The sequence below is a fragment of the Pseudanabaena sp. SR411 genome, assembly GCF_002251945.1.
Taxonomy (GTDB): Bacteria; Cyanobacteriota; Cyanobacteriia; order Pseudanabaenales; family Pseudanabaenaceae; genus Pseudanabaena.
Window position 1 is genome coordinate 1 of record NZ_NDHW01000117.1, and the last position, 22,342, is coordinate 22,342.

The following is a 22,342-nucleotide window of genomic DNA, read 5'->3' on the forward strand; positions in this document are numbered from 1 at the left end:
ATGTAGATATTCCCACCCATGTTTGAGCAGGATGGCGATGACTTCTCGCTCACGCGCTTGGGGATTAATTGTCACTTTCGCTTTTATTGGCTGTCTCCTATTTTCTGAGCTAGCTACATTATAGGGAGAAAGCATTTGTCAGTGCGATCGCCTACCCATCAAGCAAATTTACGCAACATTTTGAAAAAGTAGGGGATATGATATTTCGCCGCCGCTTCGTCGTCAATTTGTTTTGCATAGAACTCTCTAGCAATTTCTAATGAGAGTTGATCTCTATACACAGAAACATCTCTACTCCATTCATCATTTGGTTGCACTTGATGCCAATATTCTTTAGCTTTTCGGGTAGTTAACAAACTGAAAACCAGTTCGTGTTTTCTATTCTTATCTATAGCATTTTGAAATTCATTTATCCAGCTATCTTTGAGTTTATCTATTCCACTAAAATTTAATCCAACACAATGATTAATACGAGAACAAGCGATCGCAAAGTTAGCTTTTAAATCAGCATCCAAACATAGATCTTGAGACATTTCGAGATAAATATTTTCAAGTAGTAATTCGCTGTCTTTGTAAAATGGCTGGATAGAATATCCATCAAATATTGATTGTAGTGCTGGAACTAAAAAGTAAGCTTCTTTATGAATCAATCCTGTCACTAATATTTCATGAGTCTCTTGATCATTATTAGCATTAGTCTCATTGATTTTGATCTTGTCATAAAGATTGCAAAATATTTCCTGAGTATTTATAAATCGATAACTATAAATAGGTCTTATTTGAATATCTAGATCTACTATCGCGAATATTTTTTTAGGATGAAAGTATTGATTGTCTGTATCTTCCTCAAGCATTTCTAAAAGGGTGAAATATGTATTTGCAACATTGTTACAGTCACCGCAGTTGAAAAACTCTGGTCGAGAATTTCTCCAATCACTAGGAATGCAAGCTTTATAAAAATTGGAATCTGGCAATGTATCCATCCTTCCATAGGATTGTGGAGATGGTCTACCTTGTTCTTTAGGAATAATTCCTTCGCATAAAACAATAATCTTGTTACGGATTTTACGTTGCTTTAAAATTATTTCGCAATGCTGTTTTAATTCTTTCTCACTAAAACTCATAACTAATCACTACGTCTTTCTGTGAGTTTTGGTTCTAATACTTTTACATGAGAAGGTGTTAATGCTTGACATAATTCATAAGAGTGAGTTGCTAATATATATTGATTACTTGGTTCCCATTCTACCAAGTCTGTTGCAATTCTATATTGCCAGTCTGGATGCAATGCAAGATCAATTTCATCCATTAATACAATTGCATCTTCTATGTTGTTGTGTTTCAACCAAATATAAATACTTAATCTTTTTAGTTCACCATGACTTAAATCTTCTGGTTCTAGTTCTAGTTCATCCGTTACACCAGATATATTTCTCGTAAATGTTAATCCTGAAAAATCCGATCTCAAATTAACTTTTTTATCTTGAAGTAAAAACTCTAAATCTTTTAAAAGACTTTGGTAACTATTACCATATTTACCTGTTTCTAAAGCTTGTCTAAAATCTCGATCTCTTGCAGTTTTAAAATATTCAATAAGTAAGTCAACTGCCAAAAAATCATATGTAAAAAGTCCAGACAATTTAGAATTGGATTTGCTAAGCAATGAATAATACTCATTTCTATCTGAAAAAAGAGATTTCCTTGATTTTTTTGATAAAAACAAAAAAACTTGAGTTGATGGAGCTGCTAGGAATACTTTATTTGATAATTGCTTCAAGAATTTTTCAACTAGATCTATTCTCAAATTCTTCGCTTTACAAAGTAAAGCTATATCATCAAATTCTTCATTTTTAGCAGTGTAAGTAGATATATATATAATATTAGCTTGCCTCAATTTAGAATTTAAAACTTCAATTTCTGAGTTAAAATAATTTATCTTGGAGTTAACTATATTTTGCCTGTCTACTAAGGTTGATTTTGCTTGCTCAAGTTTTTGGGGTAAATCTAGATCATCAGTATTCTCTGTTTCTAAAATAATATCTAGTTCTAATAGCTGTATTCGTAGATTTTCAAGAATAAATAACTTAGATGAGTCATCAGAATCAACATCTAAAGGATATGCAGAATTTGGGTTTAATAGTTCAGGATGTTTAGAGCCTATTTTTTTTATGCTTTCCTGTAATCTCTTTAACTTATTAGATAAATTATTTGATTCTTTCTGTGCAATCTTTAATTCTGTAAATGTAGAAAAGCTTATTCGCTTTTCTTTTATTGTTCTATTTGAAGTATTTGATGCCTGTTCAACGATAAAATTCTTACAGACAAAAAATTCTAGTTCTACTGTGTTTTGACCATCCCAAATATCAATGATTGCTAATACTCTTCTATCTTTGTTTCTATGCAAATCAAATCCATTAAGTAGATTTTTTAAAGCGAGAAAACTATCGGAATTACCTGAGCAATGTAGCAATATAAAGATTAATTGTAATAAAGTACTTTTCCCACCACCATTCTGGCTGCCCAGTGGAAAAACTCTAGGATTAAAATCTTTCTCAAAAGTGATATCTACATCCTTTAGGACTCGAAAATCAGGAACTTGGACTCTTTGTAAATGCATATAAACTCCTGTTGTTGCCTTGTAAACACTTAATTAACTGATTCCTGTTCAATTAATTTTAATGCATCTGCCAAAATCTCATCGTGATCGCACATTGCCGCTAACTCATCCGCCTCATAGCGCCCTTCAAAAGCCTCGATCGCAGCACTAGCCAGTGCAATGTTATAAGCTTCTGCTAAAGTTTCACTAAGTTCTAATTTGCTAAGATAAGTTCCCTTAGCCTTACGACGCTGATTTGCACGTCGAATTTGAGTTGTCGAGTTATAAATTGAAAGATCCCACGATCGCGTAGTACGTTTTTCTGCCTTTTGCTTGATGAGATGAACTAATAAAATAATACTGTAGCTAAAAATTTTGCTGATTTTATCATCCTTACTCATCTCCGTCATTTCCTCAACCAAAACCATCGCCGCAGGAATATCCCCACAAACTAGCAATTCCTTCAGAGTCAATAATTCTTCCATAAAGACATCGCCTCGTTATTGAGTAAATAGATGGGGTGGCGAAAAACACCACCCACAAACTTAGACAACTACAAAATTCACCAACTTTCCGGGAACTGCAATCACTTTCTTAATCTCTTTACCTTCGAGATACTTCTGTGCGGCACTTGAGCTGCGAGCATATTCCTCCAATGCTTGCTTGTCATTGCTGGCGCTAGATGGCACTTGGAGACTGCCGCGCACTTTGCCATTGATTTGAATGACGAGGGTAATCTCATCAACGGTGAGTGCATCAGGATCGTGGGTGAGCCAAGGCTGCAAATGAATTGAGTCTGTATGCCCAATCAATGACCAAAGTTCCTCAGCAATGTGTGGTGCAAAGGGAGCAAGCAATGTTAAGAGGGTTTCGACACCTTCACGATAAACCTGAGAAGTTTTGACTCGTGAACTAGATATAGCATTACTCAACTTCATCATTTCTGATATAGCTGTATTAAGCTGGTATTCACCATCTAGATCTTCTGTAACATCTTTAATTGCAGTATGGATTGCTCGACGCAACTCTTTTTCCGCCTTTTCAAAAGCTTCAATCGATTTAGGAATACCTAACCTCAAACCGTCTATTCCTTGTTTATTCTCACCAAAGTCAACATAAACTTTAATATTTTCGTGCTTGTTATCTTTTTTGCTAATTTTCTCAAAGTGAATTTGAAAACCTTGCTGATCCCACTCTTTTTTTGAGACAGATGGAAGAAATAAAACAAAAGTTAGAGAAAATGAAGGATGTTCTTTCAAGACTTCCTTGTCTGATCCAGTCAACTTGTAATACTGACCTTCAATCTTGTAATATTTTTCTTCGATTGAAGAATACCAAGTTTCTATAAGCTCTTCACTTATATTATCAATAGTGAGATCTTTCTCAATAAAGTTAATTGCAGAAATACCAGACTCAGAAATTGTCTGCCATGGCTCTAAAACTCTGTTTTCATAGTCAACATTGCTAATAGATCGCCACAAAATTGATTCTGTTACCAACCGCCACAACCGATTTAAGAAGCGTTGCTGACCTTCGACATCGGCATCTTCCCATTCTAAATCTTTTTCAGGAGGAGCTTTAAAGAGCGTGAACATCCTCAAAGTGTCGGCTCCATACTTAGCGATCGCATCTACAGGTGACACCCCATTGCCCTTAGATTTAGACATCGTGGCAAATAGCGCTTGCAAAGGTTCACCAGTTTTCGGATCTTTCGGATCTTTCGGATCGACTAAAGCTGAAGGAACCCATTTATCCTTGCCACCCTTGTTAGGGTTCATGTAGGTCAAGCCCTGCACCATGCCCTGCGTGAGCAATCTCGTAAAGGGTTCATCAAAATTGAGTAAGCCGCGATCGCGCAAAACTTTAGTCACAAAACGGGAATAGAGTAAATGCAAAATCGCATGTTCTACGCCGCCGACATATTGATCGACAGGTAGCCAGTTATTGATGGAATTGCGATCGCCGATTTTCTGATCATTCTTTGCATCAGCAAACCTTAGGAAATACCAAGAGGAATCAATGAAAGTATCCATCGTGTCGGTTTCACGCTTAGCAGCCGTGCTGCATTTAGGACAGGGGACATTTATCCAAGATTCCTTTTGGGCGAGAGGCGATGCACCTCGTCCTGTGAGTTCCACATCTTCAGGCAAGATCACGGGTAAATCGTTAATGGGAACAGGAACGATGCCACACTTGGGACAATGGATCACGGGAATTGGACAGCCCCAATATCTTTGGCGAGAAATTAACCAGTCACGCAAGCGATAGGTGATTTTGGCAGTTCCCCATTGATTTTTTTCGGCAAGTTCCACAATCTTAGTTTTTGCGGTTACAGAATCCAAGCCATCAAAATCTCCCGAATTGACCATGATGCCTGCTTCGGTGTAAGCAGCCTTGAGTGCTTCACCCGTTGCATTAGGGGCATTAATTACGGTCTGAATGGGAAGGTTGTACTGCTTCGCAAAGGCAAAATCGCGGACATCATGGGCAGGAACTCCCATCACTGCGCCCGTTCCATATTCAAAGAGAACATAATCGGCAATCCAGATGGGAACTTCTTTGCCTGTGAAGGGATTAATTACACTTGCGCCGATCGCTACGCCACGTTTGGGGCGATCGTCAGAAGTGCGATCGATTTCACTAAGATTTTTGACTTCTTCAATAAATTTGCTAACGGCTTCTTTTTGATCAGCAGTAGTCAAAGTCTCGACTAAGGGATGCTCTGGGGCAAGCACGACATAGCTTACACCATAAACGGTGTCGGGACGGGTAGTGAAAACTGTGATTTTTTCGTCACTGCCAACGATCGCAAAACTTAGCTCTGCACCTGTGGACTTACCGATCCAGTTAGCTTGCATGATCTTGACATTAGAGGGCCAGTCGGTGAGCTTGTCTAAATCTTGCAAAAGCTGCTCAGCATAGTCGGTGATTTTAAAAAACCATTGACGTAATTTGCGCTTCTCCACCAACGCGCCCGATCGCCAAGATCGACCTTCACTATCCACCTGTTCATTGGCAATTACGGTCTGATCAATCGGGTCCCAGTTAACTTTTGCCTCTTTTTGATAAGCCAAACCCGCTTCTAAAAATTGTAAAAAGATCCATTGTGTCCATTTGTAATAGTCAGGCGAACAGGTGGCTAACTCGCGATCCCAGTCGTAGGACAAGCCCACTTGCTGAAGCTGCGATCGCATATTGTCGATATTCGCGTAAGTCCATTTGGCGGGATGCGTATTGCGATCGATCGCTGCATTTTCCGCAGGCAACCCGAAGGCATCCCAACCCATTGGGTGTAAGACTTGATAACCCTGCATTCTTTTGTAACGGGCAATCACATCGGTGATCGTGTAGTTACGGACATGACCCATATGCAGATCTCCCGATGGATAGGGAAACATTGACAGCGCATAGAATTTCTTTTTGTCTGCACCAATTGCGTCGTTATTTACCTTGTCAAGTTGTTTCTCGGCCCAAACTTTTTGCCACTTGGGTTCGATCTGCTGGGGATTATATCTGCTGTCCATTACTTATCAATCAATATGCGAATATGAATGTGAGTAGTACTTAGTACCACTCACATTCAGCAATAATACTAAATATTAAGACTCAACCACCCTAATCAAACTTAATTTATGTCACCCGATTATATAAAAGCTCAATTAATCTTGCTTATTTCCATCGTTGCGGCGATCGCCTTTGTTGGCTGCATTTACGAAATATCCTACGGCGCTCCAGATTTTGGATTTGCAACTACTTGGGCAATTTTGCTAATCAGCTTACCTGTAGGTGTTTATAGCTTTGTCAAAGCAGTCAGCCTTGCCCGAAAATCTATGCAATAAATTTTATGCAACAACCAAGAGGGTGCGCTTGGCGCACCTTTCGTCCAATAAAAATCCACCATGATCCTAGGTGAAACATGATGACAGCTCAATTAATTACGCCAAACTCTACGTCTAACGTTCATAAATTCACAGTTCAGCAATATGAGCTTATTGTCGAAGCGGGAATATTTGCTGAAAGCGATCGCCTCGAACTAATTAACGGAGAAATCAGAGTAATGTCCCCCATTGTTAGGAAACATGCAGTTTGTGTAGCGAAGGCAACTAAAAATTTTGAACGAAAGCTTGGCGATCGGACGATTATCTGGACACAGAATCCAATTCTCCTCAGTAATTATTTACAGCCACAGCCTGATCTTGCCATACTCAAATGGCGTGATGATTTTTATGCCGAGGCTTTGCCTACACCTGACGATATTTTGTTGATTATAGAGGTCGCGGATAGCACGATCGCCTATGACCGCGATGTTAAAAGCCCTCTTTACGCTGCGAATAGGATTCCTGAAATGTGGCTGTTTGATGTCAATAAAAAAGTAGTAGAAGGATATTCACAACCATCAGCATCAGGATATAAGCGAATGCAGCGCTATGAACAAAATGACACTTTGGCAATGATTGCTCTACCTAACATAGTTTTTAGCTGGGAAGAGATATTTTGAGATGCTTTGATTTGCAATAAAGCAGTCTCACCAGTTATGCAGATTCATGTTTCATAGGAGAAAACCTTGAAAATCTTACTGGTTGAAGACGATATACATTCTGCGGAAATACTTTCGCAGCTACTAGCAGAGTCGCATTACACAATTGATTCTGCTCTTAATGCTAAGACTGCATGGCAGCATATCGAAACCTATACCTATGATTTGGTCATTCTCGATATTATGTTGCCTGATAGCGATGGCATTGGGCTATGTACCAAGCTGCGTAATTCTGGCTACACTATCCCCGTGCTATTGCTGACTGCAAAAGATAGTACTAACGATCGCGTAATGGGGTTGGAGGCAGGAGCCGATGACTATGTGGTGAAGCCCTATAACTTTCAGGAATTAGTGGCGCGGATTCGGGCGCTGTTACGCCGCTATAGAGATCGCGATACGCTCATTCAAGAATTAACATGGGAGCAGATTCGGCTTGATCTCAAATCAAATAAGGTTACCTATAAGCACCAGCCTTTGCACTTAACTCAAAAGGAATATGGGTTGTTAGAATTATTCCTCAGGTATCCACAACAGGTATTTAGCCGTAGTGCCTTGCTTGATCAGGTGTGGTCAGCGGGAGAGTTTCCCAGTGAGGAAGTGGTGACGACACACATTAAAGGATTACGTCGAAAGCTAAAGGCAACGGGACTGCCTATAGACCCGATTGAAACATTATATGGATTGGGATATCGCCTGAAACCTGAGCCTGTTCAAGCTGAGGAGAGGCAAACTGTAAAGTCTTTAGTGACAAATACTTTGCCTGAGGAAAGCTTGTCGCAGATAGATAAATCGCGAGTGCTGGAGGTAATTGCGATTATGACCAAAAAATTAATTGCTATTTTGCCAGAATCGATTGCTCTTTTCCATCGAGTAGCGATCGCCTTAAATCAGGGCAACTTAGATCCAGATTTGCGCTATGACGGTTATATGGAGGCGCATCGGCTAATTGGATCGATGGGTTCATTAGGTTTTCCAGAAGGCTCGGCGATCGCATTTCAGATTGAGCAAATGTTAAAAAATGATTTTGCTCTAATGCAGACTGATACAACTATATTGCAGCAATTGATTAGCAATTTAGAAGCAAGCACTTGTGACCAACTCAAGCCTGTAAGTCCTATCCTTTTAAGATCTCAGCAGCAATCAGATCACCCACAACAACAGCAAAGCGATCGCCCTAAATCTATGCCACCATCTTCGCCGATCCCAACTTCCCAAATCAACAGAAACTCTGACCTCTCTCAATCTTCAGCAGCAATGTTGACTGTGCTGATCGTGGATGATGATCAAGTTGATCGTGCTACCTACATCAGCTATCTACAAACAGACAGATCACATCTCTATCATTTTCTAGAAGCTGACACACGAGAATCAGGATTAGAGTTATGGCGATCGCAAAATCCCGATATTGTCATTATTGATTGCGAACTTCCCAATGGTGAAGGATTAGAATTATTACAAACAATCGTAGAAGAAAATTTGGAAGTAGGTACGATCGCGCTAACTGGATCTGAGAATGAACAGATCTTACAAGTAATGGGTTTAGGAGCATCAGACTATCTAGTAAAAGGAGCGATCACCTCAGTTTCGATAATTAACCGTGTTGGTCAAGTTGGCGATTTCATTACCCTTGATCGGCAACTCAAGCGATCGCAGCAGCAGGAAATTTTAATTGCCAAAATTACGCTTCATATTCGGCAATATCTCAGTATAGAAGATATTGCTAACTCAATTGTCCAAGAAGTACGCGCATTTTTAAATGCTGATCGTTCCATTGTTTATCAGTTCAATCCTGACATGAGTGGAACAGTTGTTGCAGAGTCAGTTCTCTCACCATGGAAATCCTGTCTAGATCAACGCATTGACGAGTACTGTTTTCAAGACGATCTCGGTGGGGCATACCGAGAGGGAAGAGTTTTTTCAACTTTTGATGTATATACAGCTAACTTACATGAATGCCATCTGAAACTAATGGAACAGTTTCAGGTGAGAGCAAATTTAGTCTTGCCAATCCTGATCACAGATAACAAAACACCAACCCTTTGGGGGTTACTAATCGCTCATCAATGTGAGGCTCCACGTATTTGGGAAGAGTCAGATATTCGCTTACTTCAGCAGTTATCGGTGCAGTTAGCGATCGCCTTGCAACAAGCCGAACTCTATCAAAATCTCCAAAAAAGCAATACTGACTTAGAAAATCGTGTGACTGAGCGCACTGCTGAACTCTTTCAACGTCAGCAGGAATTTATTGCTCTTGCCGAGAATTCGCCTAGCGTGATTATGCGCCTCGATCTTCAACTGCGACACCTCTACGTTAATCTAGCCATAGAAAGAGCTACAGGTATTCCCGTTAAAGAATTTCTGGGTAAAACCCTTCGAGAAATGGGATTCCCTGAGAAAAATGTAACCATGCTCGAATCCGCTGCTCACAGATTGCTCGAAACAGGGCAAGATCAGCGATATGAAATTGAGTATCCATTCCCAGAAGATCAGGGAATGGGATATTATCGCGCTCATCTCATTCCTGAATATGCTCCAGATGGCAAAATTGCCACGATACTATCGATCTTCTATGACATTACGCAGAACAAACTAAATGAAATAGCTCTCCAAGAATCAAACCGTCGTTGGCAATATTTGCTAGACAACGTTAACCTAATGGTGGTTGGGTTGAACTGTGCGGGGAAAGTGGAATATATCAATCCATTTTTGCTAAACATTACAGGCTATGCCATGGAGGAAGTAATCGGCAAAGACTGGTTCTCTCAATTTATATCCCAGATCGATCAATTAGAGATTAGAGAAGCTTTTTCTAGCCTACTAAATAATGACTTTCCGAAATATTGTCAAAATGCTATTGTCACTAAAGCAGGCGAAGAAAGAATGATCTCTTGGAATAATACAATCCTGCGCAATCAAGATAACGAAATTATTGGAACGCTAAGCATTGGTGAAGATATTACGGAGAAATTGAAAGTCGATCGCATTAAAAATGAATTTATTTCCATTGTTAGTCATGAACTCAGAACTCCTTTAGCTTCGATTAGGGGAGCTTTAGGCTTGCTATCTTCGGGCGTATTGGCTAATCGACCTGAAACTGCCCAAAACATGCTCAATATTGCGTCCTCAGACACAGAGAGGTTAGTGAGGCTAGTCAATGACATTCTGGACTTAGAGCGTTTAGAATCCAGCAAAGTCACACTCGATCGCAATTGGTGTGATGTGCTTGAGCTATGTCAACAGGCGATCGAAACGATGCAAGCGATCGCCACTGAAAACCAGATCGAAATATTATGCAATGTCCAGTCGCAGCAAATTGTTGTTGATCGCGATCGCCTTGTCCAGACTTTAGTTAATTTACTCAGTAATGCCATTAAGTTCTCGACTCCTCAAAGTCAAGTGCATCTGGAAGCCTCACAAATTGCCGATGAGATTGTGTTTCGAGTATGCGATCGCGGTCGCGGTATTCCAGCCAATCATCTAGAAAGTATTTTTGAACGCTTCCATCAAGTCGATGCTTCCGATTCTCGCCAAATGGGAGGTACAGGTTTAGGTTTGGCGATCTGTCGCAGCATAGTCCAACAACATGGTGGCAAGATTTGGGTAGAGAGTGTATTGTCAGAAGGCAGTACCTTTTCGTTTACCATTCCCCATCGCATATAGCAATTTTCATTTTGCCGTAGGCAAAACGAAAACTCAAAAACCTTACTGGGATAGATCTTTTGTTTTCAAATGAGTATGCACTCATTTGAAAACTGCTATAGGCTAAGAATAATTGTTGAGTCGAGCTTCGCTTGACTCAACAATTATTGGGTTCTAAATCGCGCAGATTATTTGATTTGCAATCCTCAGAGGAGATTCTAGATTTATGACTACCAAATCAATTTTACTTATTGATGATGAGCCAAATATTGCGGAAGTTATTGCTGTATGTTTAGAAAGCTTTAAAGGATGGAAAGTACAAATTGCTAATTCTGGCAAAACTGGGCTTAGCATTGTGGAAACCCTCAAGCCCGACGCAATTCTCCTTGATGTGATGATGCCCATAATGGACGGCATCACCGTTTATCAAAACTTGCAAAAGAACCCCGTTACTCAAAATATCCCCGTTATCTTTTTAACAGCGAAGGTACAGGTAAGCGATCGGGAAAAATTTGCTCAACTAGGTGTAGTCGGTACAATCGCCAAGCCCTTTGAGCCGCTCAAAATTTCCGATCAAATTGCTGAGCTTTTAAATTGGTAAATATAAAACCCAAAAGAGAGTGGCAGTGCTTTGCACTGCCACTCTCTTTTGGGTTTTATGTCCTGATAATTCGCGAAAGATATATATCCTCAGATTATCCTCATTTTTATTTTCTACACTATAAATTTTATTCAGAAGATAAATTGCGTCGATTCAAAGCCACAATGACAAATGCATCTTGCAAAACAGTTTTATTGATAGACGATGAAGAGTATATGCGCCAAATTGTGCAGACTTGCCTAGAACTTTTCAGCGACTGGCAAACAGCGATTGCGCGATCGGGCGAGGAAGGATTAGCGGCAGTTGCTAATCTCCAACCTGACGCAATTATGCTGGACGTGATCATGCCAAATATGGATGGTTTGACAGTTCTCAAAAAACTACAAGCCGATCAACAACTAGCGAATATCCCTGTGGTTTTGTTGACATCTCGCGTAGATCTGACCGAACCTCAAAAAATTGCTCAACTAGGAGTCAAAGGCGCGATCGCCAAACCATTTAATCCAATGAGGCTCGTTGATCAAATCTCCAAGATCTTAGACTGGTAAGTGACTTTATATTTAATTACGCCTAACTACTACAGCACTTTCCGATCCAACGAACCACAAGAATAAATTTGAAAGCGGTGCTTCGCAACGCTTTCAAATTTATTCTTGGTTCGGGTTTGAGCGCAAAGCGCGGTAAGTTGCGATCGCATGGTAATACGGTTGCCAAAAACATTAATTTTTATTTCATCACAAAGCATTTTCAGAAAATATTTTGTCAACTACAGAATTTCCTCATTTTTTAATTTTAATCTTTGAGGAGTGGTACGGTCAAAGCTGGAGACATCTTGGACTGACTGAGGATGCAAAAAGCCTTTTCAAACTATTTAAATAAATCACCAAAACCATGAATCAAATTCAGAACAGAGTAGTTCATGAATTGGGTTGGTGGATTGAAATATTAACCGCACAGCCTCTGTGCCTATATTATTTTGGCGCATTTACAAGTCATCAAGAAGTCCAGCAACTACAGGCAGGATTCATCGAAGATCTTCTTTTAGAAAGTGCCACAATCCTTTCAGCCAATATTCGATTTTGTCAACCTAGTCAATTAACTTTGACAAGAGACGATCTGCGATCGCTTTCTTTGCTCGAGAGAATTGCCGCTTTCCGACTTAAGGGCATCTCTAAAAACAGCTATATTCTCAATAAAACAAGGATAAACCCATTGATTTACCGCAGCTATTCTCAATAATTTTGAATTAATAGAGAGGCTATTAAATCAAGCTCTGTTGTTTGAAATGGCTGTCTAGATCAATTTTTTAGCTTTTATTCTTTCAAGAATTTTCACAATGAAAAACATCAACCTCTTTTATCAATGCCACGTTTCTGGTCAAGATTCTACAATTTGGCAACTGCAATGTCATTTACGCATTATCTACCACCAGTTTGGGCAGCAAATCGTTATCGTTTCGCCCCAAAACTGTGAAGTTGGTTGGTTTATTCCATCTCAGATTGAAAAACTTGCCACGCAAATTATTCGGGATTTTCAGCTTAATCCTAATCGTTTAACTTGGATTGAGCATGACCCTAACTATGCAAGTAGACAAATTTGTTCAGAGTACAGTGAGGTTACATTTCAATGGAAACAAGCGATCATCGCCACTAACCCACATTGGCAAGCGATCTCCAATGAGTTAGTTGATTCTTTAATCGCTGATACTGACTATAGCGACTCTTGGAGCAAGATTCATTTGTTTACAAATCCTTTGCAACTACTGCCACACAATTCCTATTTGCGAGAAACTAAAGATTACTTGCCAGCGCTCTCGGCATAATTACAAACCAAAAGAGAGTGGTGGTGCTTTGCACCACCACTCTCTTTTGGTTTTGAGCGGCAAGCGACCTAAATTCCTGCCTTCACAAAAAACTGCTCTGATGTCACAGCCAAGTTAGGAAATAACTCATCGGTTAATAGCTGATCGCCTCGATAAGTCTCAGGAGGGCGATCGGCAAAAAATACCGTTAGGCTTCGCATCGGTGGATAAACTACCCAAACGCGATCGACACCCGCACTCAAATAATCCATCGCTTTTTGGGCTAATTGATTAAAAGTTTGATCTGGCGATACAATCTCGATTCCTAATTCGGGCAGTACTGGGCAAGGTGCATCTTCACGCCAATCTGCGGCAAGACGCTCATGGGAAACATAGAGCAAATCAGGTACAGGAACCCAATCTTTTCCCCTTCGTTTTAAGACTACCGACCACTCTACTCTTACGCGCCCAAACCCATCACACCACGATGAAAGCTCAACCCAAAAAATAGTTGTTAAGGAAGAGTGAAAAAATTTAGGTGACATTTTTTTAATTGCTTCTCCTTCAACTAACTCATAACTTTCGTCTATATCTGGCAGTTTCAAAAATGCCTCTAAGGTTAATGCTTGCTTTACCTCTGGGGCAGTTTCATTTTTTGCAACAGCAATACTGGTCATGTTTTCGCTCCTAATCAAATTAGGCAAGTTAGGGCTTTACCGTAAAATAAGGAAGCACTTTCTGATGGCGCAACTTCTCCGCACCATCAAAAGTCGGCTTTCTTTATGTTCTAATCTAGCAAATTGGCGATCGCCTCAATCAAAAAAGGCACAGCACCCTCATCCCAAAAGCCTTCCGAGCGTCGCCCCGTTAATAACTGAAAATGTAAATTAAAAGCATGAGGAAAGCCATTCACTTCAAGGCAAATATCCTCGGTCTCCAACGTACAACAAATCTTTTCCCCATCTGATAGCTCAGTTGCCATCACCTGCATCGTCTCTGCGAGTCGCGATGCTAATTTACAAAAATCTTTAAACTCACTTTCAGTTAGCTCGATCGCCCAACTATCTGCCCCCACCAAACCTTTATACAAATCTACATCTGAGCGAAATCCGATCCGCCAACCTTCACCGTTTAACAGGCGCTTAGATGTATCTTGAGACGTGAAATTCAGCATAGTAATTAGTAAGAATTGGCGGCGCATAGCGCCGCCAATTCTAGGGCTTTCAGTCGCTTAGAATTTCAGGCTGGGAAATTTCGTCAGACATTTCCATAATGGCGCGGAGGATCGGCTTCATCATGCGATCGTCATAGTCATCATCTTCATAGCGTCTGAGCTTAGCCCGATTAGCCACTTGCACAGTAATACGATAACGATTGGAAGAAGCATCTATCAATTCTTCGACACGACGAATAATTTGCGATGAGTCAATAGTGTAGCGTTTTGCCATAAAACCGAAAGAAAATGGGTCTTTTAAGTCTAACGCGATCGCGCTCAAGTTGAACTGAACAGAAAATATTTTAACCAACCAAGTTTTGTGATGTAATATGATGGTTTCGCATAGCTATTTGGGGCGGATTCTTCAAATCCATGACTGCAAAGAAAGTACTGGTAATTGACGACAGCATCATGATCCGCAAAATGGTTAAAAGCATTTTGGCGGGCAAATATGATGTTTTAGAAGCAAGTGACGGTAAATCAGGTTTAGATGCCGCTCGTCGAGCCTTTCCCGACCTTATATTGCTTGATTTCGTGATGCCCAAATATAATGGCTATCAAACTTTACAGGCGATCCGTCGTGTCGAAGGGTTGCAAAAAGTTCCTGTAATCATGATTTCGGGACTCAAAGAACAAGTCACCGAGCATGTACCTGAGCCATTCACTGAGTTTGATTTCCTTGAAAAACCTTTTGAAGCGGATGTATTAGTTGCTCGCATTCAAAACTTTTTAACGCCCGAACCTGCTCAGCCCGTTTCAGCAGCTACTGCTCGATCTGCACCTGCTGCGGTTAGAGAGATGCCGCGTACCGAAGAACCTAGTCTGCAAATGATCGTCAATCGACTCACTGCGACTGAGACTTTGCTAGTACAAGGGATCGAAAACTTGATTCAACGGGAAGTTGTGGCGCGGTTTAATGAGTTAAATACTCGAATCGATCATCAAGATAAAGCGATCAACTCTTTGAATCAGCGCATGGACAAAATCTCAGAACAAATTGATCACCAAAATAAAGGTTTGATGGTGATTTTACGAGAGCTAAAAGCTTTACAAAACAAATAAAAGAGGGGAGGCGCAAAGTACCTCCCCTCTTTTATTTGTTTTAACGAGTAGCAATTGTTTCTACTTTAGGTGGATCTACTGCTATCACTGGGATATTTGTAGAAGAGTTAGCGATCGCTTTTTCATCTTCACCGTTAGGCGTAGACCAATAAAGCACCACAATTGGCAAGGCTCCAACGACAATACCTAACAAAGCTGGAACGTAAAAACCTGCATTAAAGCTCAATATCAACGCAAACATAAAGTTTCCTGCATACATGATTGTAGGAAAAATGATTTGTTGACGATTTAGAATTGGTTGATTGTCTTTCCCCCAAATTAGTGAGGCAACGGTCATAAATACACAGCCAGTTCCGAACCAGCCAAAAAAGTTTTGGTAAGGCATTCCGTAGAATTCACCTGCTTGATGCCATTCCCAGAAAGGATAGGGGGTTTGGCTCATGGCGGGATCAAGTACAAAGTCCCATGAGGTCAGCATTAAAGAGCCTAGAGCGATCGCCACAATTCTATAGCCCCAACCTGTACCAAAGCGCATCAGAGTCGCGGATACTAAGAACGCAGAAAATCCCATGTAAAACCATGACAGGGGAATTGTGAAGGGTACTAAATCTGCAATTTTGTAACCTAAACCACTGAGATAGGCATAAGCACCAAAAGGAAACCCAGTACTAGTTCCCAGTAGTTCACTACTTAGGGAAAGCCCGATCGCAGGGATGCAAAACGCCAGAGTACGCTTGAGACCAATAGTTTGCTTCCCATACAGGAAAGCGGCGATCGCGCCAAAAATCATGTAGGATGCACCGCCATTTTGCATTCCCCATGAAAAGACTTGCAAACCAGCTTCAGACAAGCTTTCAATAAACTCGGTATTTGGCAGTACAAAAATTAAGCCAAATAGACCAAACACCATTGAAACTAGGTGCATTCCTAAATTAATCCATTGTGCGGGGATCGCTCTCCTCATCACGCCATTTACTCCCAGAAATAGTTGAAATTTACTTGATTAAGTTTGAAGTTTGCTTTAATTAACTTAACAAAAGTATAAGCTAGCATACCATTCATTTTTGAGTTTGATGTTTACAGCACTTAAAGCTAAAGAATAGCGACACAAATTAGCAATATTGGCTTATTTTGTTGTCCAAAGTGCTAAAAGCAATAAAGAAACGGCGATCGCAAACCACAAAAAGTTATTGTTGCTCTCGGTCTTTGGCTTCTCTAGGGGAACTTCGCGAAATGGCTTTTGATTATTGGTTGTAATGTTACTTCTTGGCGCAGGCTTCGATTGATAACTATCAGGGGATTGTAAAATGGGTACTTCAGATACAACACCTTCAAGTTTGCTTAGTTGTGGCGCGGTCAAAATTCCCAACATGTAACGGGCTGATTTCCGCACACTATTAACTGGGTGCTTTTTAAGGCTACGGCATAGAGCGATCGCCTCCTCCGTTTTACCATCTGCATCATAGGCATTAGCTAACCAGATTAAAATTTCACCGCCTAAAGTAGTTTCTAAAATGGCTAAAGCACGGGCGCGATCTAGTAGGGCGATCGCCTGTTGATAGTTGCCACTCTCAAAGTTGCTAACTCCTTTTTGATATAGCTCCGATGCTAATTGTTCCGCACTGATTTCTTCCATCAGTAAATTGCATACCTCCATATCATTGAGATTTATACCAAAATATAAAATGGCGTAGCCGTTTTATATTTTGAAAACCCTTACTGGGTTTGGTTTTTAATTCACAAAAGTGTAACGACACTTTTATGAATTGGTATTACCATATCCTAAAAAAAGAAGCACTATCTAAACTTGAGAAAATCTCGATGTCTAATGCTTTAAAAAATCGTCTTGTAAAAATTGCTATTGGCATCTCGGTATCTTTAGTTACAGCCTACATCGGGATCTCTGTCACTGCTGCTCACTTTCTATCGACTCCCAAAAGAATTTTTGACCCAAAAGCCTCATCTGCTTTTAATACAATTCCACAAGATGTTCGTTTCTTATCTGCTGATGGGGTACAAGTTGCAGGTTGGTTTGTTCCTTCTAAGGTCAGTAATAAGACCATTATCTTAGTCCATGGTATGAATTCTAGTCGTACATTAGAATTTGACGGTCATTTCCCTGAGTTTGGTGCAGCCTTACAGAAAGAAGGGTTTTCGGTTTTAATGATTGATCTAAGATGTCATGGGCAAAGTGGTGATGCTCGATTTACATTTGGACTGACTGAAAGACGCGATGTTATTGGTGCTGTAAATTGGTTAAAAAGCAAAGGCTATAAGTCCAAGGATATTGGTGTACTGGGCGTTTCGATGGGTGCGGCAACAGCGATCGGAGCCGTCGCCGATGATCCTGATATAGGGGCATTAGTTGTGGATAGTGGTTACGCGCAAGTTTATCCAGTGATGCAACACAATTGGAGAAATGTTTCTGGACTTCCTGATATTTTTCTTCCATCAACGATGATGTTTGGAAGTTGGTTAACTGGATATGATCTCAATTCATCTAAGCCAGTCAATGAGATTGGACGTATTGCTCCTCGCTCAATCCTGATCATTCATGGTGTGTCTGATCCCTTTATCCCTGTAAATCAAGCTTATGTGCTAAAAACTGCTGCTGCTTCATCGGAATATTGGGAAACATCTGCAGCTAAACATCCCGAAAGTTACAACACAAACCCTGAAGCTTATATAAGAAAAGTTTCTAGCTTTTTTCGTCAGAGGTTAAAGTAAAGTTTATTACTAGTGAATTAGATAGTAAATACGCTTCTACTTTAGATTGCTATCTAGCATTTGTCGCACAGCGACCGTAAAAAGCACATCTCATAGAATCATTCATTGTTGGTTGAACCATAATGCACACGGCAAAAGCAAAAAATGCAATACCTACTATGACTGATATAACAATAGGCAATTTGTTTTTGAGTTTCACTGTCTGTTTTGGACAATAATTGTATAGCTAGCTTTTCACTTTTTCCCAAGAGAAAAAATATTAAGGTCAGCAATTCTAATTATAAAAATTGGTTTCATAATTAGAATTGCTGTATTGAGGTGAATTTCAATTTGTTTATGCCCTTAAAGCTTGGACTATTTGGTAATTAGCTGCTGGCAATTGATAGGTATCTAGCTCATCGACAGTTACCCAACGGATTTCTGAGCAAGCGATCGCCTGCGGTTCGCCTGAGATATGTGTACAGTGATGCACAATCAAACTTACTCTCAGTGTTTCATATTCAAAATCGACGGTGATCAAATGATCGCCAACTTCCACATCGATCGCTAGTTCCTCTTGTAACTCACGTTTGATACACTCTGCCGCAGTCTCTTGTTGCTCAATCTTCCCACCAGGGAATTCCCAATATCCCGCCAGTTCACCTTCAGGCAAACGGCGATCAATCAGGATACTTTGGCGATCGCGATCCCAGACCACACCAACACCGATACAGCGATACTTTTTTGTTGGCACATTAGTCATCAATAAACTCCAGCCCTTTAGCCACTGGAGTTAAACCTTTCTCTGCTAGCCAATCTGGGTTATACATTCGGCTCTGATATCGACCACCACCATCACAGAGAATTGTCGCGATCGTATGACCTTTGCCTAGTTTTCGCGCCAGTTTGACTGCACCAACTGCATTTAAAGCGGCTGAACTGCCTATAAACAAGCCATCATGCTTTAGTAAATACTGCGCCATCTCGATTACTTGCTGATCAGTACCTTGGAAAGCTCCATCTAGTCTTGCCCGATTAAAGTTTGCTGTGGCTCGATTGATGCCAATACCTTCAGTAATCGAATTGCCTTCAGCTTTAAATTCACCTGTAGTCACGTAACTATATAACCCCGAACCAGTGGGATCAATTAAATAAGTAGCAATTTGGGAATTTTGTTCTTTGAGGTAAGCAGTTACGCCGCCGATCGTACCACCAGTACCAGAAGACATAACAATTCCATCCAGTTCACCGCCTGTTTGATTCCAGATTTCAGGTGCAGTCGTATAGTAGTGCGCGTCAGAATTAGATAAGTTCTCAAACTGATTTGCCCAAAAAGAATTGGTAACTTCTTCCGACCGTTTTCGAGCAACGTGATAGTAATTATCAGGACTAGAAAAAGGAGCAGGAGTAGTTAGTTCTACTTCAGCACCCAAAGTCCTAAGCAAATCAATTTTCTCTTGCGATTGATTACTTGGCATCACAATTACACTGCGATAACCACGCGCATTAGCCACGAGAGCTAAGCCAATGCCAGTATTGCCAGCCGTTCCTTCAACAATTGTGCCACCAGCTTTGAGGGTTCCCGCTTTTTCAGCTTCTAACACCATAAATAGAGCCGCCCGATCCTTAACGCTACCACCTGGATTCAGAAATTCAGCTTTTCCTAAAATAGTGCAACCTGTCGCTTCTGAAAGAGACTCGATTTTAATTAGGGGGGTGTTACCCACAGAGTTAGCAAAACCAATACGAATATCGCGTGTCATGGAATATTACAAGAGATGAACTACAGCAAAGATTTACAACTTGTTGATTAACTTCAGTATATTTGGGTCTGTAATTAGTTATATAGATATTTGCAAATTTGAATTTTCGGGGTTTATTTCAGTTACACGTTAGTTATCGCAAATAAACGCGCTAAATTAACCAAATCTTGAAAATTAAAATTGGCGATCGCTATATGTGCAACGGATGCATTACTTACCAAGTATTACAGATGCATTAAAGACACTATAAGTTCTATATTACGGTAAACATATGAAATTCTTAGTTGCTATTGATGGCTCTCAAGCTAGCGAACATGCTCTTGCCAAAGCTTTGAGCTTTGCAGTTCCACTAGAAGCCGAAATTGTCTTGTTGACTGTAGTCGAACCACTTAGTAGCTATATCCCTGAGGTGATGCTGCCCACAGGTGATTGGGTTGGCTGGCGTGGACTGCCCGACGTGGAACTGGAGCGCAAAATCTTAAATGCGGGTCAAGCTTTGCTTCAAAAAGCCCAAGATACATGTCAGGCTTCACAGATGAAGAACCGTACAAGGCTGGAAACGGGTCAGCCTCGTGACGTAATTTGCTATGTGGCAAAGGAAGAAGCCCCAGATTTAGTGATTTTGGGATCGCGAGGATTGGGATCGATTGAAAGGATGATGCTAGGCAGTGTTAGTGATTATGTGATGCACCATTGTGTATCACCAGTTTTAGTCGTGCGCTAAAGTCTAAAAGTATTGTCCAATTACAACAAATTCCAATCAACCGAACCAAGAAATTTTTTACAATTTCTTGGTTTGAGTTTGAGTGTAAAGCTTTGTGGTACTTCTAGACTTTCTAGACTATTTTGGAAGAGGCGATCGCTACTACTTTGGATAGTTCTCCCACCCGTAAAGTTCTTGTTTGTCAACATCGTACCTGTACCAAGGATGGTGCGGCTAAGGTTTTGGCAACATTGCAACAGCAAAAAATTGTCAAGGTAAGTGTAGAAGCTTGTGGTTGTTTGGGACTATGTGGCTCTGGTCCAATAGTCGTTGTATTGCCAGATAATGTCTATTACTGGCATGTTACGCCTAAAAAAGCCCAGATAATTATTGAAACGCATTTACTTGGCAACGTAGAGATCCGCTCAATGATGCATCCTCGACTACATCCGAATAATTAGTGGTGCGTGGCAAAGCCGCGCACCACTAATTATTCGCTATTCTTTTGTAGCAATCTAAGTTTTGCTTGGGACATAAAACCCAAAAGATGAGTGGCGGCGCGAAGCGCCGCCACTCATCTTTTGGGTTTTGATTTGTCCTAGCTATCTCTTGCGTTGCGATAGTGTAAAGAGAGTTAAGTACAGAAAAGCCCACGTAGAAACATGGGCAAACTTGCAAATATTAAGTGACAGAAAAAATAAGTCCTGAAAAGAAATCTATATCTGTCACTTAATTCATAATTTTAATAAACAAAAAAAACTTAGTAAGCTCCAATTCCAGACAAGACCTTGGGAACAGTCATCAACAAAATTTTCAAGTCTGACCACAAATTCCAGTTGCGAAGATAACTTAAATCACACTCAGTCACTGCATCTAGATCAAGCATTGTTGATCGAGCGCTTACTTGCCACGCACCAGTCACGCCTGGCAATGAATTTAATCTTCTTTTGCGATCGCCACTAATCCGCAAAGCATCATATAAAGCCCAAGGACGAGGACCCACCAAACTCATTTCACCACGTAAAACATTAAAAAGTTGAGGAAGTTCATCAAGGCTATACTTACGCATCCAACGACCGACATTGGTAATCCTTGGATCATCTTCACACTTATGCAGCCCAGTTTGACCACTCATCACTAGATGATGTAGTTTGTCAGCATCAGTAATCATGGTACGAAATTTGATGATTCTAAATAACTTGCCGCTTTCACCAACACGCCATTGGTGAAAAAATATTGAACCACTTGAAGTAGTAGCAATAATCACAGCTAATGCAAACATAACTGGACTAAGAAGCAAGAGAATAAACAAAGCTGCCAACCTATCCAAAGTTCGTTTTACTAACCAAGTGATTGGCTTATTTCTTTGGGGTAATTCATTTGCAGAGGGTAGGTTCAACAATACGTCTTTTTCAGATCTATAACATACATCAGCTAAATTTTTGAGTTTAGCTTCGCCGATTTCAGGCTCGACTTTCACTACATTTAATTTAGACTGACGATAATTGTTAGATCCACTATTACTTAATATAGAAGACTTAAACATAGTCAATTGATTATGAACAAAGGAGGCTACAGCAATCGCAATTTGCTTGGTATTAAGCATTGAATTAGATATATATGAAGTCTCTTTTGAATGATCAATTTGAATTACCTGTGGTTTTCTGACAATAAGCCCAGTCATTTTTTCCTCTCTGTTATTCTTATATCTCTAATAC

22 protein-coding genes and 2 pseudogenes are annotated in these 22,342 nt (G+C 40.3%); 11 read left to right on the forward strand and 13 right to left on the reverse strand.

Annotated features, from left to right (window positions below):
• Window positions 1-158 precede the first annotated feature (158 nt).
• The 5 genes and pseudogenes from B9G53_RS12305 to leuS all read right to left on the reverse strand — a co-directional run.
• On the reverse strand, window positions 159-1,124 hold the full coding sequence (locus B9G53_RS12305) for a hypothetical protein (RefSeq protein ID WP_094532691.1): 966 nt from the start codon (window positions 1,122-1,124) through the stop codon (window positions 159-161).
• A 2-nt stretch (window positions 1,125-1,126) separates the two neighbouring features.
• Window positions 1,127-2,617: an AAA family ATPase gene (locus B9G53_RS12310; protein ID WP_094532694.1), complete on the reverse strand. Its 1,491-nt coding sequence runs from the start codon at window positions 2,615-2,617 to the stop codon at window positions 1,127-1,129.
• Between the two features lie 29 nt (window positions 2,618-2,646).
• Window positions 2,647-3,081, reverse strand: coding sequence for a DUF29 family protein (locus B9G53_RS12315; RefSeq protein WP_094532696.1), 435 nt, complete (start codon window positions 3,079-3,081; stop codon window positions 2,647-2,649).
• Window positions 3,082-3,141: 60 nt separating this feature from the next.
• A pseudogene (locus B9G53_RS29040) lies at window positions 3,142-3,636 on the reverse strand (class I tRNA ligase family protein); the annotation flags it as partial.
• A gap of 420 nt (window positions 3,637-4,056) precedes the next feature.
• Window positions 4,057-6,120, reverse strand: a pseudogene (gene leuS / locus B9G53_RS12320) (leucine--tRNA ligase); the annotation flags it as partial.
• 108 nt (window positions 6,121-6,228) lie between these two features.
• On the opposite strand from leuS, the gene B9G53_RS12325 reads away from it, so the two are divergent.
• From B9G53_RS12325 to B9G53_RS12355, 7 genes are all read left to right on the forward strand, one after another.
• Window positions 6,229-6,435 carry a hypothetical protein gene (locus tag B9G53_RS12325; RefSeq protein WP_094532702.1) on the forward strand — a complete coding sequence of 69 codons (207 nt, stop codon included), beginning with the start codon at window positions 6,229-6,231 and terminating at the stop codon, window positions 6,433-6,435.
• Between the two features lie 77 nt (window positions 6,436-6,512).
• Window positions 6,513-7,094: a Uma2 family endonuclease gene (locus B9G53_RS12330; RefSeq protein WP_254923641.1), complete on the forward strand. Its 582-nt coding sequence runs from the start codon at window positions 6,513-6,515 to the stop codon at window positions 7,092-7,094.
• Between the two features lie 66 nt (window positions 7,095-7,160).
• Window positions 7,161-10,793 carry a response regulator gene (locus tag B9G53_RS12335; protein ID WP_094532707.1) on the forward strand — a complete coding sequence of 1,211 codons (3,633 nt, stop codon included), beginning with the start codon at window positions 7,161-7,163 and terminating at the stop codon, window positions 10,791-10,793.
• A gap of 205 nt (window positions 10,794-10,998) precedes the next feature.
• Entirely contained in the window at window positions 10,999-11,373 is a 375-nt protein-coding gene (locus tag B9G53_RS12340; protein WP_094532709.1) for a response regulator, read from the forward strand.
• Between the two features lie 164 nt (window positions 11,374-11,537).
• On the forward strand, window positions 11,538-11,921 hold the full coding sequence (locus B9G53_RS12345) for a response regulator (protein WP_094532711.1): 384 nt from the start codon (window positions 11,538-11,540) through the stop codon (window positions 11,919-11,921).
• A gap of 343 nt (window positions 11,922-12,264) precedes the next feature.
• Complete coding sequence (locus B9G53_RS12350; protein ID WP_094532713.1) at window positions 12,265-12,612, forward strand: DUF1816 domain-containing protein; 348 nt, start codon at window positions 12,265-12,267, stop codon at window positions 12,610-12,612.
• A gap of 97 nt (window positions 12,613-12,709) precedes the next feature.
• Window positions 12,710-13,195 (forward strand): hypothetical protein, encoded by a 486-nt coding sequence (locus B9G53_RS12355; protein WP_094532715.1) that lies wholly within the window; start codon window positions 12,710-12,712, stop codon window positions 13,193-13,195.
• 68 nt (window positions 13,196-13,263) lie between these two features.
• On the opposite strand, the gene B9G53_RS12360 is transcribed toward B9G53_RS12355, so the two are convergent.
• The 3 genes from B9G53_RS12360 to B9G53_RS12370 form a co-directional block, all read right to left on the reverse strand.
• Complete coding sequence (locus B9G53_RS12360; protein WP_094532717.1) at window positions 13,264-13,851, reverse strand: Uma2 family endonuclease; 588 nt, start codon at window positions 13,849-13,851, stop codon at window positions 13,264-13,266.
• 110 nt (window positions 13,852-13,961) lie between these two features.
• Window positions 13,962-14,348 carry a DUF1818 family protein gene (locus tag B9G53_RS12365; protein WP_094532778.1) on the reverse strand — a complete coding sequence of 129 codons (387 nt, stop codon included), beginning with the start codon at window positions 14,346-14,348 and terminating at the stop codon, window positions 13,962-13,964.
• Window positions 14,349-14,397: 49 nt separating this feature from the next.
• A complete protein-coding gene (locus B9G53_RS12370; RefSeq protein WP_094532780.1) occupies window positions 14,398-14,622 on the reverse strand; it encodes a DNA-directed RNA polymerase subunit omega in 225 nt (74 codons plus the stop codon).
• A 140-nt stretch (window positions 14,623-14,762) separates the two neighbouring features.
• On the opposite strand from B9G53_RS12370, the gene B9G53_RS12375 reads away from it, so the two are divergent.
• Window positions 14,763-15,452, forward strand: coding sequence for a PleD family two-component system response regulator (locus B9G53_RS12375; protein ID WP_094532719.1), 690 nt, complete (start codon window positions 14,763-14,765; stop codon window positions 15,450-15,452).
• A gap of 40 nt (window positions 15,453-15,492) precedes the next feature.
• Here the strand turns inward: B9G53_RS12375 and cruF are convergent, their stop codons facing one another.
• Both cruF and B9G53_RS12385 read right to left on the reverse strand, forming a co-directional pair.
• Complete coding sequence (cruF, locus tag B9G53_RS12380; protein WP_094532721.1) at window positions 15,493-16,416, reverse strand: gamma-carotene 1'-hydroxylase CruF; 924 nt, start codon at window positions 16,414-16,416, stop codon at window positions 15,493-15,495.
• A gap of 162 nt (window positions 16,417-16,578) precedes the next feature.
• The gene (locus tag B9G53_RS12385) at window positions 16,579-17,109 is read right to left on the reverse strand and encodes a tetratricopeptide repeat protein (protein WP_217901568.1); all 531 of its coding nucleotides are present in this window, start codon (window positions 17,107-17,109) and stop codon (window positions 16,579-16,581) included.
• Window positions 17,110-17,273: 164 nt separating this feature from the next.
• Here B9G53_RS12385 and B9G53_RS12390 point away from each other — a divergent pair, with 164 nt between their 5' ends.
• On the forward strand, window positions 17,274-18,179 hold the full coding sequence (locus tag B9G53_RS12390) for an alpha/beta hydrolase (protein WP_094532726.1): 906 nt from the start codon (window positions 17,274-17,276) through the stop codon (window positions 18,177-18,179).
• Between the two features lie 334 nt (window positions 18,180-18,513).
• On the opposite strand, the gene mutT is transcribed toward B9G53_RS12390, so the two are convergent.
• Window positions 18,514-18,921, reverse strand: coding sequence for an 8-oxo-dGTP diphosphatase MutT (gene mutT / locus B9G53_RS12395; RefSeq protein WP_094532728.1), 408 nt, complete (start codon window positions 18,919-18,921; stop codon window positions 18,514-18,516).
• On the reverse strand, window positions 18,914-19,921 hold the full coding sequence (locus B9G53_RS12400; RefSeq protein ID WP_094532730.1) for a cysteine synthase A: 1,008 nt from the start codon (window positions 19,919-19,921) through the stop codon (window positions 18,914-18,916). The genes mutT and B9G53_RS12400 overlap by 8 nt, the downstream gene beginning before the upstream one ends.
• Window positions 19,922-20,192: 271 nt before the next feature.
• Here B9G53_RS12400 and B9G53_RS12405 point away from each other — a divergent pair, with 271 nt between their 5' ends.
• Entirely contained in the window at window positions 20,193-20,645 is a 453-nt protein-coding gene (locus tag B9G53_RS12405; protein WP_094532733.1) for a universal stress protein, read from the forward strand.
• 122 nt (window positions 20,646-20,767) lie between these two features.
• Window positions 20,768-21,085, forward strand: coding sequence for a ferredoxin (locus B9G53_RS12410; RefSeq protein WP_254923642.1), 318 nt, complete (start codon window positions 20,768-20,770; stop codon window positions 21,083-21,085).
• Between the two features lie 299 nt (window positions 21,086-21,384).
• Here the strand turns inward: B9G53_RS12410 and hepC are convergent, their stop codons facing one another.
• A complete protein-coding gene (gene hepC, locus B9G53_RS12415) occupies window positions 21,385-22,308 on the reverse strand; it encodes a heterocyst development glycosyltransferase HepC (RefSeq protein WP_094532735.1) in 924 nt (307 codons plus the stop codon).
• Window positions 22,309-22,342: the final 34 nt, after the last annotated feature.

Coding starts and splice junctions, on each gene's coding strand:
- B9G53_RS12360 (WP_094532717.1), bottom strand. CDS start 13,851: ATGACCAGTATTGCTGTTGCAAAAAATGAAACTGCCCCAGAGGTAAAG.
- B9G53_RS12305 (WP_094532691.1), bottom strand. CDS start 1,124: ATGAGTTTTAGTGAGAAAGAATTAAAACAGCATTGCGAAATAATTTTA.
- B9G53_RS12325 (WP_094532702.1), top strand. CDS start 6,229: ATGTCACCCGATTATATAAAAGCTCAATTAATCTTGCTTATTTCCATC.
- cruF (WP_094532721.1), bottom strand. CDS start 16,416: ATGAGGAGAGCGATCCCCGCACAATGGATTAATTTAGGAATGCACCTA.
- B9G53_RS12355 (WP_094532715.1), top strand. CDS start 12,710: ATGAAAAACATCAACCTCTTTTATCAATGCCACGTTTCTGGTCAAGAT.
- B9G53_RS12375 (WP_094532719.1), top strand. CDS start 14,763: ATGACTGCAAAGAAAGTACTGGTAATTGACGACAGCATCATGATCCGC.
- B9G53_RS12350 (WP_094532713.1), top strand. CDS start 12,265: ATGAATCAAATTCAGAACAGAGTAGTTCATGAATTGGGTTGGTGGATT.
- B9G53_RS12370 (WP_094532780.1), bottom strand. CDS start 14,622: ATGGCAAAACGCTACACTATTGACTCATCGCAAATTATTCGTCGTGTC.
- mutT (WP_094532728.1), bottom strand. CDS start 18,921: ATGACTAATGTGCCAACAAAAAAGTATCGCTGTATCGGTGTTGGTGTG.
- B9G53_RS12390 (WP_094532726.1), top strand. CDS start 17,274: ATGTCTAATGCTTTAAAAAATCGTCTTGTAAAAATTGCTATTGGCATC.
- hepC (WP_094532735.1), bottom strand. CDS start 22,308: ATGACTGGGCTTATTGTCAGAAAACCACAGGTAATTCAAATTGATCAT.
- B9G53_RS12345 (WP_094532711.1), top strand. CDS start 11,538: ATGACAAATGCATCTTGCAAAACAGTTTTATTGATAGACGATGAAGAG.
- B9G53_RS12315 (WP_094532696.1), bottom strand. CDS start 3,081: ATGGAAGAATTATTGACTCTGAAGGAATTGCTAGTTTGTGGGGATATT.
- B9G53_RS12340 (WP_094532709.1), top strand. CDS start 10,999: ATGACTACCAAATCAATTTTACTTATTGATGATGAGCCAAATATTGCG.
- B9G53_RS12310 (WP_094532694.1), bottom strand. CDS start 2,617: ATGCATTTACAAAGAGTCCAAGTTCCTGATTTTCGAGTCCTAAAGGAT.
- B9G53_RS12405 (WP_094532733.1), top strand. CDS start 20,193: ATGAAATTCTTAGTTGCTATTGATGGCTCTCAAGCTAGCGAACATGCT.
- B9G53_RS12385 (WP_217901568.1), bottom strand. CDS start 17,109: ATGGAGGTATGCAATTTACTGATGGAAGAAATCAGTGCGGAACAATTA.
- B9G53_RS12330 (WP_254923641.1), top strand. CDS start 6,513: ATGATGACAGCTCAATTAATTACGCCAAACTCTACGTCTAACGTTCAT.
- B9G53_RS12365 (WP_094532778.1), bottom strand. CDS start 14,348: ATGCTGAATTTCACGTCTCAAGATACATCTAAGCGCCTGTTAAACGGT.
- B9G53_RS12400 (WP_094532730.1), bottom strand. CDS start 19,921: ATGACACGCGATATTCGTATTGGTTTTGCTAACTCTGTGGGTAACACC.